Source organism: Geminocystis sp. M7585_C2015_104 (assembly GCA_015295805.1).
Lineage (GTDB): Bacteria > Cyanobacteriota > Cyanobacteriia > Cyanobacteriales > Cyanobacteriaceae > DVEF01.
In genome coordinates, this window is sequence record DVEF01000010.1 from 1 (window position 1) to 16,023 (window position 16,023).

Below are 16,023 nucleotides of genomic sequence, written 5' to 3' on the forward strand. Positions count from 1 at the left end.
GCTTGTGGCTGTCTGATACTGCTCACCATCACCTGGCCATAGCAGTACTGTTCATCATCGCTGGTCATATGTACCGCACCAACTGGGGGATCGGTCATAGCATCAAAGAAATACTAGAGGCCCACAAAGGACCCTTCACCGGTGAAGGCCACAAAGGACTCTACGAAATCCTCACTACCTCTTGGCATGCCCAGCTGGCCATCAACCTGGCACTGATGGGGTCACTGAGCATCATAGTGGCTCACCACATGTATGCTATGCCACCTTACCCCTACCTGGCCACTGACTACGGCACTCAGTTGTCCCTGTTCACACACCATGTGTGGATTGGAGGCTTCCTGATTGTCGGCGCAGGGGCCCACGCCGCTATATACATGGTGCGCGACTATGACCCGGCTAAGAACGTAAACAATCTCTTAGACAGGGTGATTCGCCACCGCGACGCTATTATCTCCCACCTCAACTGGGTATGTATCTGGTTGGGCTTCCACAGCTTCGGGTTATACGTCCACAACGACACCATGAGAGCCCTGGGACGCCCTCAAGACATGTTCTCAGATACCGCTATCCAGTTGCAACCCGTTTTTGCTCAATGGTTACAGAAAATCCATGCGGCCGCTGCCGGCAACACCGCTCCTTGGGCCAGTGCTCCCGCTAGCTACGCCTTCGGGGGCGATGTAGTGGCAGTGGGCGGCAAAGTGGCGATGATGCCTATCACCCTGGGCACCGCCGACTTCATGGTGCACCACATCCACGCCTTCACTATCCACGTAACTGTGCTCATCCTCCTGAAAGGGGTGCTGTTTGCCCGTAGTTCTCGCCTCATCCCCGATAAGGCCGAGCTGGGCTTCCGCTTCCCCTGTGATGGGCCAGGCCGTGGTGGCACCTGCCAAGTGTCTGCTTGGGACCACGTTTTCCTTGGCTTGTTCTGGATGTACAACTCCCTCTCCATCGTGATCTTCCACTTCAGTTGGAAAATGCAGTCCGATGTGTGGGGGACTGTACTACCGGACGGCAGTGTGTCCCATATCACAGCCGGCAACTTCGCCCAGAGCGCCATCACCATCAACGGTTGGTTGCGGGACTTCTTGTGGGCTCAGTCCGCTAACGTAATCAACTCCTACGGCTCCGCCCTGTCCGCCTATGGCATCATGTTCCTGGCAGGCCACTTCGTGTTCGCCTTCAGCTTGATGTTCCTCTTCAGCGGACGTGGTTACTGGCAGGAGTTGATCGAATCCATCGTATGGGCTCATAATAAGCTGAAACTAGCCCCCGCAATCCAACCACGCGCCCTGAGCATCATCCAAGGTCGTGCTGTGGGTGTAGCCCACTATCTGCTGGGTGGCATCGTAACCACCTGGGCATTCTTCCTCTGCCGCATCCTCTCAGTGGGTTGAGAAGAGAATGTAAAATTTCTCTAAACTCAACGCCCCATCCGCGGCAAAATGGGTTATAAAATATCAGGTAAAGCTGCTTTAACTAACAAGAAATAGTTAATAGTTCAAGGTCTATGGACACCGTAGATTCTTGACTATTAACTACCTAAAAAAGTCAGTTTAAGCCCTTGCCCGGCCTAAGATTCCGAGGGCTGGGCGGGGTAAAATGAAGGAGAAACAACACAGTCTAATCAAATTGGACTAAAATTGTCGACAGGGCAAATTCCTAACAAAGGCTATGGCAACAAAATTCCCAAAATTTAGCCAAGATTTAGCTCAAGATCCAACCACGAGGAGGATCTGGTACGGAATTGCCACCGCTCATGACTTTGAAACCCATGACGGGATGACCGAAGAAAATCTATACCAAAAAATATTCGCCTCCCACTTCGGTCACTTGGCAATCATCTTCCTCTGGGCCTCCGGCACAGTGTTCCACGTAGCCTGGCAGGGCAACTTTGAACAGTGGGTAAAAGATCCCCTCAACACCCGTCCTATTGCTCATGCTATATGGGATCCTCACTTCGGTAAGGGGGCAATCGACGCCTTCACCCAGGCAGGAGCCTCTAGTCCCGTGGACATAGCCTACTCCGGCGTGTACCACTGGTTCTACACCATCGGGATGACCAACAACCAAGATTTGTATCAAGGGGCAGTGTTCCTCTTGATTCTGGCATCCCTATTCCTCTTCGCCGGCTGGTTACACCTGCAACCTAAATTCCGTCCAAGTCTGGCTTGGTTCAAGAATGCTGAGTCCCGTCTGAATCACCACCTGGCTGGGTTGTTTGGTGTAAGCTCCCTGGCTTGGGCAGGTCACCTCATCCACGTGGCCATCCCCGAATCCCGTGGAGTACATGTGGGTTGGGATAACTTCCTGAGTGTGAAACCTCACCCAGCTGGTTTGGCTCCCTTCTTCACCGGTAACTGGGGGGTTTATGCTCAGAATCCCGATACCGCCGGCCATGTGTTCGGGACCTCCGAAGGAGCAGGGACAGCAATTTTGACCTTCTTGGGTGGGTTCCATCCTCAAACCGAGTCTCTATGGTTGACTGACATTGCTCACCACCACCTGGCAATTGCTGTTCTCTTCATCATCGCCGGCCACATGTACCGCACCAACTGGGGGATCGGTCACAGCATTAAGGACATCTTGGCCGCCCACAATCCGCCTCAGGGAACTCCTTTCGGGGGCTTGCTCGGTGCCGGCCACAGGGGTCTTTATGACACCATCAACAACTCCCTCCACTTCCAGTTGGGATTGGCGCTGGCTTGCTTAGGGGTAATTACCTCCCTGGTAGCCCAGCACATGTACTCTCTACCCTCTTATGTGTTCATTGCTAAGGACTATACCACCCAGGCAGCCCTTTATACTCACCACCAATACATCGCCGGTTTCTTGATGGTGGGGGCCTTTGCCCACGGTGCTATATTCTTCGTCCGCGACTATGACCCCGAGGCCAACAAGGATAACGTTCTGGCCCGGATGCTGGAGCACAAAGAGGCTATTATCTCTCACCTGAGCTGGGTGTCCCTCTTCCTGGGCTTCCACACCCTCGGACTGTATGTCCACAATGATGTGGTTGTAGCATTTGGAACTCCAGAAAAACAGATCCTAATTGAGCCTGTATTTGCTCAGTGGATTCAGGCAGCTCACGGGAAGGCCTTGTACGGGTTCGATGTGCTCCTGTCCAACCCCGACAGCATTGCTACCACCGCCTGGCCTAACCATGGCAATGTGTGGTTGTCCGGTTGGTTGGAAGCCATCAACAGCGGCACAAACTCCCTCTTTTTAACCATTGGCCCCGGCGACTTCCTAGTACACCACGCCATTGCCCTGGGCTTGCACACCACTACCTTGATTCTAGTGAAAGGTGCGCTGGATGCCCGTGGCTCCAAACTGATGCCAGATAAGAAGGACTTTGGTTATTCCTTCCCCTGTGATGGTCCAGGTCGTGGCGGCACCTGCGACATCTCTGCCTGGGATGCCTTCTATCTCGCCATGTTCTGGATGCTCAATACCCTGGGTTGGCTGACCTTCTACTGGCACTGGAAACACCTCTGCGTCTGGAGTGGCAACGTTGCCCAGTTCAACGAAAACTCTACCTACCTGATGGGTTGGTTCCGTGACTATCTCTGGGCTAACTCGGCTCAGTTGATTAACGGTTACAATCCCTATGGGGTGAACAACCTCTCCGTCTGGGCTTGGATGTTCCTCTTCGGACACCTAGTCTGGGCTACTGGGTTCATGTTCCTCATCTCTTGGCGCGGTTACTGGCAAGAGTTGATCGAAACCATCGTTTGGGCTCACGAGCGTACTCCCTTGGCTAACCTGGTTCGTTGGAAAGACAAACCAGTTGCCCTCTCCATCGTACAAGCCCGTCTGGTAGGGTTGACCCACTTCACTGTGGGCTACATCCTCACCTATGCCGCCTTCTTGATTGCCTCCACTGCCGGTAAGTGGGGTTGATTACTGAGGGGGGGTTTCCCCCTATTCCATGCATGAGTTGGACAAGACCCTCTACCAACCGGTAGGGGGTTTATATTCTTTATTTGCAGGTGAAGTTTATGATGTTAGGAGATTGGTTGGGGGTAATTTTTATTGTCTTGTTAACCTTTATTCTGCTTGGCATGGAAATCGCCAGTGTCGTCAGCTATGGGAAGAAGGAATTTTTATTGTTGGATAAAGCCATTAATTTCCTAAAAACAAAACAAAATGGGGGGATTTTTACAAGAAAAGAATGCAATGACCATGAGTTGTTTCTGTGGCTGAGTGGACATTTGGCCGGGGAAATTTCGGGAGATAGTATAGTTGCAAAAAAAGACAATAGAGGTTACTATATTATTGCTCATTATCCGGAAATAATCCAGAAAAAAACACCCCCCAGTGTTGTGTATTATTCCCCCACCCTACTCACGGCAATGGGGATTTTGGGCACATTTTTAGGGATTTTTTTGGGACTGCAAAAGGTAGGAACTAATATTGGCGACACCGAGTCTCTCCTAGCCTCTTCCAATCAACTATTGGCAGGAATGAAAACGGCTTTTTCCACCTCCCTAGCAGGCTTGGGAGGCGCCTCCATTATGGTCATTGCCATGGCTATAGGTGGAAGTTTTAAACAGAGAAAAAAAGCCTTTTTTAGAAAAAGGTTAGGCGAAATATGCTATCTCGAATCCCCCCAACAATTCCTATCCAGACTGGAACACTTTGTCGGCACAGATTCTAAATCTACCCCCCCCAGCTACCTCGCCGCTGAGGAAATAGCCTTAGCTATGGAAAAAACCTTTGCCCCCTATTTATTATCCTTTCAAACAGAACTTATAGACATAAAGGGGGAAATAAAGGCTCTAACATATCAGGGAGAGAAGAATAACAAAATCTTCCAATCCCTAGAAGCTGAACTTATATTGTATCTAAGAGAATGCGATAAATTGAACAAACAATTACACCAAATGATACAAGATTACAGAGAGAGAATAATCAAACCAATGAAAGAGGAAATAGAAAAGGGCAATGAGCTGTTGGAAAAATTTTTGTTGGCGGTAAACGGACTGGAAAAAGAAATAGAGTGCACAAGGATTACTGTTGAAGAAATAATGGAAAAAAATCAGAAATTACAAGAAGAAATTGGTCAAAAATTCCAAGTAACCCTACAACAGTTCAGGGTTGAAAGTGGCAAAATTTTACACCAGGTAACGAAGGATATGAAAACAGCCGTAGCAGAAGGAGTTGTAGCAATGGAAATTCAAAAACAAGCCTATGAGACTACCGCCAGTGAATTTGTTAACACCTTCCGGGAAACAAGACAACAATTAGAAGAAACTTTACTCACCCAACTAAACCTACAAAAAGAAATGTTAGAAGGAGTAAAGAAGTCTGCAGGGGAGATTCTCACCTCTACCAGTCAAGTCTTAGGTCAACAAGCAGAAACCATCAAAACTATAGGGTTGGAATCCTCCTCCCTGTTACATAAAACAAAAGAAAATCTGTTGGAAACCCTCATGAATATCGACGGCATCTTGGAGCAAATATATACCTCTTTTAGGGATCAATTGGAACAGTTTATACTGGAATATCAAGAGGTATTGACTGAATTTTTCCAGCGTCACAAGGACGAATTACTATCCTAGAGAATAAAAAATAATGAACATTTTTCCGTGGCAAGAAGAAGAGGAAACACCAGAGGCAGAAGACTCCGGCATTTGGTTGTCAGTAGGTGATTTGATGTCCGGCTTATTAATGTTTTTCGCCCTATTATTCATAGCAGTTTCCGCCCAACTGGTAAGATACGAGGAAGTAATAAAAACCCTGCCGGAAAGAATTATAGCCTCCTTTCAAGAAAAAACAAGAATCTACGACAAAATAAATAAGGACGAAAAAACAGGAGACTTGAGTCTGCCGACAGAAATATTGTTCGCAGAAGGAAGTTATAAGTTAAAACCAGAGGGCAAACGGTTTTTAGATGAATTTATACCAGCATTTAGTGAAATAATTTTTAACGAGAAAATAGTAGCTGACAGAATAACTAGCATTATAATCGAGGGCCACACCAGTTCAAAAGGAACAGAAAAAGACAACATGGAATTGAGTTTTAAACGGGCGTTGGCAGTAGGAGAATACATCAACAGTATTAACTTCCCCTATAAACAAGAATTCCAACAGAAAATACTAGTAGCCGCAAAAGGAGAAAGGGAGGCTGAACAACAATTTGATAGCCCCACAGACAGAAAGGTAAAAATTAGATTTCAATTCAAAAGGGACTATTGGCTTTTTCACCCTGGCCAAAACTAGCCCTCTATTGCAGAATATTAAGATACGGAAAAAACTCTGGTATGGAGAGTATCAGAGGATTTAGATTTTAACACCATGACGAACATAAACCACAAGACAAGTAATGATCCTATGGTAACATTAGAAAACAGGCAGCCAAAAACCCCAACTCCCCCACCTCCAGAAGCCAAAAAAAGAGTCAGTGAATTCATGAAAACCCTTCAAGACGAAATTTGTGCCGCCCTGGAAGCACTGGATGGCAAAGGGAAATTCCGAGAAGACACCTGGGAAAGAGAAGAGGGAGGAGGTGGACGCACCCGCATCATGGTAGACGGTGACCTCTTTGAGAGAGGCGGAGTAAATTTTTCTGAAGTGTGGGGGAAACAATTGCCGCCGAGTATACTACAACAATATCCTTCAGCGGCCGGGCACCCCTTCTACGCGACCGGGACTTCCATGGTACTACACCCCAAAAACCCCTATGTGCCCACAGTACACCTGAATTATCGCTACTTTGAAGCAGGGCCGATTTGGTGGTTTGGAGGAGGCGCCGATTTGACCCCCTACTACCCCTTCGCTGAAGACGCCCATCATTTTCATATCACCCTAAAACAAGCCTGTGATAAACACCATCCAGAATACTACCCCGTCTTCAAACGTTGGTGTGACGAATACTTTTACCTGAAACACCGTGGCGAAACCAGGGGCGTTGGCGGTATTTTCTTTGACTACCAAGATGGTACAGACCCACTGTACCGAGGGCCCCACCCCGACAAGCCAGCCGCCATCTACAGCAGCCAGTTACCCCCCCAGCCGCAACGCAGTTGGGAAGAGTTGTTTGCCTTTGTCATCGACTGCGGCAGGGCATTTCTACCAGCCTATGTGCCAATAGCCGAAAAACGCCGTCATATGGAGTATGGGGAAAGGGAGCGCAATTTCCAACTATACCGCCGCGGCAGATATGTAGAATTCAACCTGGTGTATGACCGCGGTACTATTTTTGGATTGCAGACTAACGGCCGAATAGAATCAATTCTAATGTCCCTGCCCCCCATAGTACGCTGGGAATACGATTATAAACCGGAACCCAACACACCAGAGGCCGAACTGTATGAAGTCTTCCTAAAACCCCAAGACTGGAGCCAATGGCAACCCCAGTAGGCTCGAAAGTTGTCTAAAAAAAAATAAAGAATTAAAAGTTTACCCTCCCCCTGGGAGGTTTTTATTATCTGTAGGAAAAAATCAACACAACTAACCCCCTTCATATGCGCTACCATTTATAGAGTCAGAGTTTTCCCGCAAATTTATGTTGTCTTAACAAAAGCTCAATTCTAGCAAAAAAACCAATGAATTTAACAGAAGTGTTAGAATGGATGGCTCATTCACTCTTACTCTGCAGATAATAATCACAGTGGTAGCGGGAATTACAGCTCAAGTATTGGCCGAAGCATGGCAAATTCCCAGCATAGTTTTCCTGCTCACATTTGGAATTGTATTAGGCAGAGATGGACTTAAAATACTACATCCAGAACTATTAGGTTCAGGATTAGAAGTACTAGTAGCCCTAGCAGTAGCCATTATTCTCTTCGAGGGGGGGTTGAATCTAGAGTTAAAAAAAATAGGACAAGTATCCGGCAGCATTCGCAATCTGGTAACCATAGGCACATTAATCACCTTTTTGGGAGGGGGAATGGCCGCCCACTGGTTGGCAGAATTCCCCTGGGAAATTGCCTTCCTCTACTCCTCCTTAGTAGTAGTAACCGGACCTACTGTAATTGGGCCCCTGTTGAAACAAGTAGCAGTAGATCGAAGAGTGGCCACCATTTTAGAAGGAGAAGGAGTACTAATTGACCCTGTTGGCGCCATTCTCGCTGTAGTAGTTCTGAATACAATTCTAAACAAGGAGGCCGACTCCCTAACCATAATCTCAGGCTTACTATTGCGGTTGAGCATGGGAGGAACTTTAGGGGGGATGAGCGGTTGGTTATTAGGAAAATTCTACAAGCAGGCCGATTTTATCAGTGACGACCTCAAAAACCTTGTAGTACTAGCAGGAGTATGGGGCACCTTTGGACTGTCCCAGATGATCATCAGCGAGTCGGGTTTAATGGCAACAGTAACAGCAGGGATAGTGTTAAGGGCAGCCGGCATCCCGGAAGAAAGACTGTTATTGCGCTTTAAAGGACAATTAACAGTATTGGGGGTCTCAGTATTGTTTGTTCTCCTGGCAGCAGACTTATCCCTTGCCAGTATCGTAGCCCTAGGTTGGGGAAGTGTCCTCACCGTATGTACCCTCATGTTTGTGGTACGCCCCATCAGTATAATCATATGCACCTGGGGAAACGGCATGAACTGGCGACAAAAATTCTTCCTAGCCTGGGTGGCACCTCGGGGCATCGTCTCCGCCTCCGTAGCCTCCCTCTTTGCTATACTCCTCACTGAAAACGGCATCAATGGCGGCAACTCCATCAAAGGACTCGTTTTCCTCACCATCATGATGACAGTCTTCATTCAAGGCTTAACAGCGGGTCAATTGGCCAAACTGCTTCGCATCACCGCTGAACAGGCCGAAGGCTTTATGCTTATTGGCTGCAATCCCCTAGCCCGTCTCATTGCCTCTTTGATTCGGGCAGAGGGCGAATCAGTGGTTCTAATTGACACCAATAGGGAAGACTGTGAAAAAGCAAGACAGGAAAATCTTAATGTTTACGAAAGTAGTGCACTAGATTACAGAGTGTTGGAAAAAGCAGGAATCAACTCTATCGGCACCTTTATTGCCATGACTAGCAACCCCGATGTAAACCTGATGGTATCCCAAAGAGTATTAGAAGAATTCTCCCCCCCAAGAATACTCGCCCTCTTCCCCAGTAACTACCAAAATCAGATTAGAAGTAACAAACAAAAAATCCTCCAAGCCTTCAGTCCAAATCTCTCCCTCAAAGACTGGAATAGACACCTACAAGAAGGCCAGTACAAATTAGGCAAGACCACAATCAAGTCACCTTCCGAACTACAAATAAGCCACCTGCAAAAACTCAGAGACTCCGGCGATTTTTTACCCCTCTTGTGCAAAACCAGAAAAGGTATCCAAGCAGTGGCCGTTGGTGAACAGTGGCAGGAAGGAGATGAAATTATTTACCTGTTGTACGACTCCCGCCCCAAACTCCTAAGACAACTGTCTGGCGGCAGTACCTCTTCTCGTACCACCCTTTTAGAACTACCAGAAGTAGAAGAAATCCCCCTCTCCCCCCCAACCCTATAATGGGATAAATAGGCAAAAAAGCATATTAAAATACCATGAGTGACCTTCCTTCACCACCATCGCCAGAATCCCAAGAAAGTCTAACAACAGAAAATCTAAACACGGAAGACTCCCCCATAGACAGAATTAGATTGTCCAGTCAGGCCAAAAATCAACTCATTAAACTCAAAAGAATAACCAATATAGAACATTGGAATGTACTATGTAGATGGGCCTTTTGTCGTTCCCTAGCTGAACCTCACAAACCAGCACCCTATAATCCCCCCGCCGACAGCAATTTGGAAATGACTTGGGAAACCTTTGCTGGCGAGTTAGGGGAAATCTTACTATTAGCCCTGATTTACCGTTGTCACAAAGATGGACTACCTACAGACCCAGAAACCCTTAAACAACAATTCCGTTTACACCTACACCGAGGAATCGGTTATCTGGCTGCAGAATATGAAGTCAAGAAATTGACCCATTTCATCCAACTCGTTTTCCGGGAAAATAAAGACACTGACTAATTTCCCACCATGATTATATTTTGGCACCGTCGGGACCTAAGAATACATGACAACATTGGACTTGCCGCCGCTAGGAAAAAAACCAACAAGATAATAGGAGTGTTTTGTCTAGATCCTGATATTCTGAGCAGGGATGACATTGCCCCAGCTAGAGTAAAATATATGCTGGGCTGTCTGAAAGAATTACAACAAAAATACCAAAAACTAGGAAGTCAATTGTTAGTCTTCCACAACTCGCCCCATAAGATTATTCCCCAACTGGCCAAAAAACTCAAATGTCAAGGCGTGTACTGGAACTTAGATGTGGAACCCTATTCCCGTCAACGGGATGAGAAAATTATTAACACCCTAAAAAAAGAGGCAATAGAAGTAAAAACCTTTTGGGATCAGCTCTTACACGCTCCAGGGGAGGTGCTGTCCAAAGACAACCAAAAACCTTACACAGTATACACCCCCTTCTGGCGCAACTGGTCTAGTCAAAAAAAACTGCCTCCCTCCCCCTCCCCCACCCATCTAGTAGGTTTAGACGAGGAAGAAAAACAGATTGTAGCCTCCCTGGGAGCAATACCTATCCCCCCAGAAAAAGAATTGGGCTTCGTCTGGGATTCCCCCCTCCCCTTAACCCCCGGAGAAACCGCCGCCTGTCAAAGATTAGATTATTTTTGTAGTAAATTAATATACAATTACGAGGAAAATCGCAACTATCCGGCCATTGATGGCACCTCCCAACTCAGTGCGGCTCTAAAATTTGGGGCAATAGGCATCAGAAAACTGTGGCAAAGAGTAGAGGAAGAATTGCAAAACTGCAACAGCGAAGAAGCCAGAAATAGTATAATCGCCTGGCAAAAAGAAATAGCCTGGCGGGAGTTTTACCAACACTGTCTTTATTTCTTCCCCCATTTAGCAGAAGAACCATATAGAATTAAATTCAAGCAATTCCCATGGCAAAACCGAGAAGACTGGTTCCAAGCCTGGTGTGAGGGCAAAACCGGTTACCCCATTGTCGACGCCGCCATGAGACAACTCAACGAAACCGGCTGGATGCACAACCGCTGTCGTATGATTGTGGCCAACTTTCTGACAAAAGACCTTTTGATTGACTGGCGATGGGGGGAAAAATACTTCATGCAAAAACTCTACGACGGCGACTTGGCAGCCAACAACGGCGGATGGCAGTGGAGTGCCTCCAGTGGCATGGACACCCAACCCTTAAGAATATTTAACCCCTCCTCCCAGGCACAAAAATTTGACCCCCATGGCGAATATATCCGTAGGTGGTTGCCAGAAATAAGTCATCTCGACACCCACCAGTTACTAACCGGCAACATCCCCCCCCTCGTCGCCCAAAGTTGTGGTTACCCCACTCCCATCGTCTCCCATCAGCAGCAACAAAAAGAATTCAAACGCCTCTATGCCCAAATCCAATGAGTATGGTATAAACCCTTAAGCCCCACCCCGAATCAATCTTTGTAATGCATCAGTTTCTTTCAATGTAGCCTCCCCTCCACATAACGTTTTTACATCTCTTGCGTATTGTAAAAAATTTAACATAGAATTAATCTTTAACTCGGTTATCTCTGAAGGTAATCCCCCCATTGGTGGAAAATTCTACAATGAGTATATAACCCTATTGGAGAGAAAAAAATATGGTAGTAACTAATGTCAGAAATGTCCAACTGGAAACAGATGTAGTACCAATTCGGTGTACGGGGGCCTATGCCCTGATAGACAGTCTCTGCCGTCACGGAGTTAAACACATTTTCGGCTATCCCGGCGGTGCCATCCTCCCTATCTACGACGAGTTGTACAGAGCAGAACAAAGAGGCGACCTAAAACACATCCTGGTGAGACACGAACAAGGGGCGGCCCATGCCGCCGACGGCTATGCCCGTGCTACAGGTAAAGTGGGAGTGTGTTTCGGCACATCGGGGCCAGGCGCCACCAATCTCGTCACAGGAATCGCCACCGCCCACATGGACTCCGTACCTCTTGTAGTTGTCACCGGACAGGTTGCTAGGGCCGCCATCGGCACTGATGCCTTCCAAGAAACAGACATCTTCGGCATAACCCTCCCCATTGTAAAACATTCCTACGTCGCCCGCAAGGCTGCTGATATACCTCGAATTGTAGCTGAAGCATTCCATATCGCAAGCACAGGACGTCCCGGGCCAGTACTGATAGACATACCCAAAGACGTGGGACTAGAAGAATTCTACTATCAGCCGGTAAAACCAGGACAAGTAAAGCTGAGGGGATATAGGCCAACCATAAAAGGCAATCCCCGTCAAGTCAATGCAGCCCTCGAGTTGATAGTAGAAGCAAAAAGGCCACTTTTGTACGTAGGCGGAGGGGCTATAGCCAGCGGCGCCCAGGCCGAAATACAAGAGCTAGCAGAAATGTTCCAAATTCCCGTTACCACCACCCTGATGGGATTGGGCGCCTTTGATGCCAACCACCCCCTTTCCGTGGGCATGTTGGGAATGCATGGGACAGCCTACGCCAACTTCGCCGTCACCGAATGTGACCTCCTCATCGCCGTAGGGGCAAGGTTTGACGATCGAGTCACCGGCAAGTTAGACGAGTTCGCCAGCAAAGCCAAGGTGATTCACATTGACATCGACCCCGCCGAGGTAGGGAAAAACCGTCGTCCGGACGTCCCCATTGTCGGCGATGTACGCCATGTGCTCCAACAGATGTTACAAAAGGCAAAACAATTAAAACTGTCCAACAACGGCAAAACCAAAGAATGGTTAAAAAGAATTGACCGTTGGAAAGAAGACTACCCCCTCCTAGTCCCCCACCCCTCTGACTCCCTCTCCCCCCAAGAGGTAATAGTAGAAGTGGGACGTCAAGCGCCAAACGCCTATTATACTACCGATGTGGGTCAACACCAAATGTGGGCAGCCCAATTTTTGAAAACAGGCCCCCGTCGTTGGATTTCCAGTGCCGGTTTAGGCACCATGGGCTACGGCTTACCCGCCGCCATGGGTGTTAAAATCGCCCTTCCCCACGAACAGGTAATCTGTATCAGTGGCGATGCCAGTTTCCAGATGACTTTCCAGGAATTGGCCACCGTTGCCCAGTATAACGTCAAAGTTAAAGTGGTCATTATCAACAACGGCTGGCAAGGAATGGTGCGTCAGTGGCAACAAGCCTTCTATGGCGAACGCTACGCCGCCTCCAACATGGAGGCCGGAATGCCCAATTTTGAACTCTTAGCCCAAGCCTTCGGCATTAAAGGCATGACAGTAAGGCATCGCAGCGAATTATCCTCCGCCATCGCCGAAATGTTGGCTCATGACGGCCCTGTGGTTATGGATGTCCACGTCAAGAAAGACGAAAACTGCTATCCCATGGTGGCCCCAGGCAAGAGCAACTATCAGATGATGGGTTTGCCCAAAAAACCACCACAACTAGGACGTCCAGCCTCCATCATCTGTCCCAACTGTAGCACAGAAAACCCAGAAGACCACAATTTCTGCTACTGTTGTGGCAGCAAGCTGTAAACACTTAGATTTCTAGGTAATTTACAAGTTGGGTTGCGTCTCCCGCCGCCCAACTCCCCTGATGCCCTATGACCTATGACAGTATACTTCGTGGGAGCCGGCATTGGTGGTTTAGACTACCTCACCCTCAAGGCCTATAAAATCCTCTCCCAGGCGGAAGTAATAATCCACGACGCCCTCATAGACAAGGAAATTCTCAATATAGCCCCGGAAAACTGCCTAAAAATCCATGTGGGCAAACGAGGGGGACAAAAAAGCACCCCCCAGGCGGAAATAAACCGTCTACTAGCCCAATTAGCCCCAAAATACAAAGTAGTTGTCCGTCTAAAAGGGGGTGATGTGGGGATTTTTGGCCGTTTAATCCCAGAATTGGCCACCGTCAAGGCCATTGGTGTCGACTATCAGCTCATCCCCGGGATCTCCTCAGCCCTAGCCGCACCCCTTCTCGCCCATATCCCCCTCACCGATAAAGACCATAGCTCCGGAGTTATGGTTGTAAGTGGGCATAATCCAGAAAAGTTAAACTGGGAGATTCTCAGCCAAATAGACACCCTCGTGATTTTAATGGGGGGTAGAAATTTGTCTTTGATGGTGGAAAAACTACAAAAATACGGTCGTCCTCCCTCCCACCCAATCGCCATCATCAAAGAAGCCGGTGGCAGTAACACACAGGTGTGGAAAGGCACACTTTCCACCATAGTAGCCCAAACCCTTAACATTTCTTTATCTCCCTGTGTCATCGTTGTTGGTACAGTAGTAGACCAAGAAGAGCTCAAGAGACTGTAGTAATGACCAAAAGCCATCAGCAAACCCCTAAGTGGCCAAAACAGACAAACCCCAGTCAACCTCTAAGTGGCAAAACAGTTTTAATCACCCGCGCCGCAGATAGTAACGCCACCTTCCGCCAGCTATTGGAATCATTGGGGGCACAAGTGTTAGAAATGCCCGCCCTGGAAATCATACCCCCCTCCAGTTGGCAAGCCCTAGACAATAATATCCAAAACCTAGAGTCCTTTGACTGGTTGATTTTCACCTCCGCTAATGGAGTACAATACCTGTTTCAAAGACTAGATGTCCTGGGCAAAAATATTAGGCAATTTTCCCATTTGAAAATAGCAGTAGTTGGCAAAAAAACTGCCCAGTTTCTCTCCCATTACGGGATATCCCCCGACTTTGTGCCCCCCGATTTCATAGCCGACTCCCTAGCCAGTCACTTCCCCGAACAGTTACAGGGCAAAAAAATCCTCTTGCCCAGGGTGGAAACCGGTGGTAGGGATTTACTAGTACAACAATTGACTCAAAAAGGCGCAACAGTAGTAGAAGTGGCCGCTTATCAATCCGTTTGTCCAGAAAAAATGGATGACACCGTCTGGAAGGCCTTTGTAAACAAAACCATTGACGTAATCACCTTTGCCAGCTCAAAAACAGTCCGCAATTTCCATCAGATTCTCAGCCAAACCCTACAACACCACCCCCATTATAATCTACCATCCCTGTTACAACCCGTCATAATAGCCTCCATTGGCCCCCAAACCTCCGCCACCTGTCGAGAAGTATTGGGCAGAGTGGATGTAGAAGCTAAAGAATACACCCTTGAAGGCCTAGCCCAAAGCCTAACGGAGTTTTTCCAACAATCCTAACGGGCTATTATATTCCCCCTTATGTCCGTCACCACCACATCCCACTGTCCATTATTTGCTACTTCAAATGTAATTCGGTCCCCCTTACTGCTAATCATGGGGTTGCGGATTTCCTTTTCCGTTCGGGGAATTAACAGCCGTTTTTGTTGTGTAGCTCTATCATACAAATATAAACCAGATTTGTCCCTGGCCACCACAGTAAAGACAATATAGCGCCCATCCTCAGAAACAGAGGGAGAGGAAGCAGTCTCGTCAAAGGCATTTAATCCCGGCAAGTCAACTAGACGACGATTTTTGGCATCATACAAATAAACATCCTGAGAACCGTTGCGCTCCGATATAAATGTGATATACTGTCCAGCAATGAATGGACTCAATTCCGCCGAGGGGGTGTTAAAACTGCGGGTGTTGTCCGAAAAAGGGAAGTATAGGAGCCTAGGATAACCCCCACACCCCCCAAGCAACAATATCCACCCCATCATCAAAGGCCAATGAGCAGACTTCATAGTTCAAAAACACTATAAAACCCCATCCACCACCATCAGCTATTACACAAGCCACATAATAATCAATCCCAGGTTCTATTTTCAACCCCAAGGGGTGAGCCGCATCAACCCATACTGACTATCAGTTTATAGGAAAGAAATGTTTTTCAACAGTTACGGGAACTACCACTACAACTACTACAACGGTAATCAATCCCAACCAACAGCACCAGTCAGTTATTTTAACCGTCGCCCTAGCGAAGAATATGAAATTGACTTGGCTGAACTCTTCAGGGCTATCAGACGAAAAGGCCTATTGATTATCGCCACAACCCTAGCCGTGGCCATTCCCTCTTCCGTCTGGATTCTAAGCCAACCCCCCCTATACGAAGGTAAAGTAGAAATACTAGTGGAGCCTCC

Annotated in this window: 13 protein-coding genes; 12 read left to right on the plus strand and 1 reads right to left on the minus strand. The window is 47.7% G+C overall.

What is annotated here, in order from left to right; all coding sequences use genetic code 11:
• From psaA to IGQ44_01055, 11 genes are all read left to right on the plus strand, one after another.
• Positions 1–1,397, plus strand: a 1,397-nt coding sequence (gene psaA, locus IGQ44_01005; protein ID HIK36559.1) for a photosystem I core protein PsaA, incomplete at its 5' end; no start/stop codon positions are given.
• A 277-nt stretch (positions 1,398–1,674) separates the two neighbouring features.
• Entirely contained in the window at positions 1,675–3,903 is a 2,229-nt protein-coding gene (gene psaB / locus IGQ44_01010) for a photosystem I core protein PsaB (protein HIK36560.1), read from the plus strand.
• A gap of 98 nt (positions 3,904–4,001) precedes the next feature.
• Positions 4,002–5,564 carry a hypothetical protein gene (locus IGQ44_01015; GenBank protein ID HIK36561.1) on the plus strand — a complete coding sequence of 521 codons (1,563 nt, stop codon included), beginning with the start codon at positions 4,002–4,004 and terminating at the stop codon, positions 5,562–5,564.
• A 13-nt stretch (positions 5,565–5,577) separates the two neighbouring features.
• Positions 5,578–6,225, plus strand: coding sequence for an OmpA family protein (locus tag IGQ44_01020; GenBank protein ID HIK36562.1), 648 nt, complete (start codon positions 5,578–5,580; stop codon positions 6,223–6,225).
• Positions 6,226–6,336: 111 nt separating this feature from the next.
• Entirely contained in the window at positions 6,337–7,365 is a 1,029-nt protein-coding gene (hemF, locus tag IGQ44_01025) for an oxygen-dependent coproporphyrinogen oxidase (protein HIK36563.1), read from the plus strand.
• A 208-nt stretch (positions 7,366–7,573) separates the two neighbouring features.
• Complete coding sequence (locus IGQ44_01030; GenBank protein ID HIK36564.1) at positions 7,574–9,466, plus strand: cation:proton antiporter; 1,893 nt, start codon at positions 7,574–7,576, stop codon at positions 9,464–9,466.
• A gap of 35 nt (positions 9,467–9,501) precedes the next feature.
• Positions 9,502–9,972: a DNA sulfur modification protein DndE gene (gene dndE, locus IGQ44_01035; protein HIK36565.1), complete on the plus strand. Its 471-nt coding sequence runs from the start codon at positions 9,502–9,504 to the stop codon at positions 9,970–9,972.
• A gap of 9 nt (positions 9,973–9,981) precedes the next feature.
• On the plus strand, positions 9,982–11,400 hold the full coding sequence (locus tag IGQ44_01040; GenBank protein HIK36566.1) for a deoxyribodipyrimidine photo-lyase: 1,419 nt from the start codon (positions 9,982–9,984) through the stop codon (positions 11,398–11,400).
• 218 nt (positions 11,401–11,618) lie between these two features.
• A complete protein-coding gene (gene ilvB, locus IGQ44_01045) occupies positions 11,619–13,478 on the plus strand; it encodes a biosynthetic-type acetolactate synthase large subunit (protein HIK36567.1) in 1,860 nt (619 codons plus the stop codon).
• 75 nt (positions 13,479–13,553) lie between these two features.
• Complete coding sequence (gene cobA / locus IGQ44_01050) at positions 13,554–14,264, plus strand: uroporphyrinogen-III C-methyltransferase (GenBank protein ID HIK36568.1); 711 nt, start codon at positions 13,554–13,556, stop codon at positions 14,262–14,264.
• A gap of 2 nt (positions 14,265–14,266) precedes the next feature.
• Positions 14,267–15,118, plus strand: a complete 852-nt coding sequence (locus IGQ44_01055) for a uroporphyrinogen-III synthase (GenBank protein ID HIK36569.1) — start codon at positions 14,267–14,269, stop codon at positions 15,116–15,118.
• Here the strand turns inward: IGQ44_01055 and IGQ44_01060 are convergent.
• Positions 15,115–15,624, minus strand: a complete 510-nt coding sequence (locus IGQ44_01060) for a PD40 domain-containing protein (GenBank protein HIK36570.1) — start codon at positions 15,622–15,624, stop codon at positions 15,115–15,117. The two genes, IGQ44_01055 and IGQ44_01060, sit on opposite strands and share 4 nt — an antisense overlap.
• A 139-nt stretch (positions 15,625–15,763) precedes the next feature.
• On the opposite strand from IGQ44_01060, the gene IGQ44_01065 reads away from it, so the two are divergent.
• Positions 15,764–16,023, plus strand: a 260-nt coding sequence (locus tag IGQ44_01065; GenBank protein ID HIK36571.1) for a hypothetical protein, incomplete at its 3' end; no start/stop codon positions are given.